General features: G+C 36.2%; 1 protein-coding gene. It reads left to right on the forward strand.

Features of this window, described 5'->3' with window-relative positions; translation table 11 throughout:
• Nucleotides 1-361 precede the first annotated feature (361 nt).
• Entirely contained in the window at nt 362-529 is a 168-nt protein-coding gene (locus P364_RS37705) for a hypothetical protein (protein ID WP_161634244.1), read from the forward strand.
• The last annotated feature ends 21 nt before the right edge of the window (nt 530-550 follow it).

The following is a 550-nucleotide window of genomic DNA, read 5'->3' on the forward strand; positions in this document are numbered from 1 at the left end:
CTAAAAGGGAGAAATCCGGTGATAAAGGCGAACGCTTCGCTTCTTCAGAATCGATTCCGTCTCCTTCACTACGTTTGCTCGTGATATGTACCTAAACACGACACAGGACAATTCTCGGTAGCTTCTTAATAAAAATCAAATGACTTATACGAGGATCTTTAATTATCTGTACTATATCGTATATATACCATTAGGTAAAGGGATATGAAACAATTATGCCAAAAGGCAAAGGAAATGAGAGCGCGGGTTTTATTTTATAGTTAAAACGACCCAAAATGAAGGTTTACGCCGATCCCCAGAAAGTGGTATCCTCAAATAGAAATACGAACAAAATACGAACAAAATGTAAAGATGAGACAAGTTGGATGATGAGGAAAATGAATTATTCCTGCTTCATCGCTGGCTTAAATTGATTCCAAAAGGCAACATGGAAAAAATGAAAAATGCCGTTACTATTTCAGAGAACTGGATAACCCTAATAAGAGAAGTATTTTGTATTAATCCAAAGAGCGATTCAAATCAGCAATAGGTAGATCGAAATGCTTCTATT

The sequence above is a fragment of the Paenibacillus sp. MAEPY2 genome (assembly GCF_000499205.1).
Classification (GTDB): Bacteria; Bacillota; Bacilli; order Paenibacillales; family Paenibacillaceae; genus Paenibacillus; species Paenibacillus vandeheii.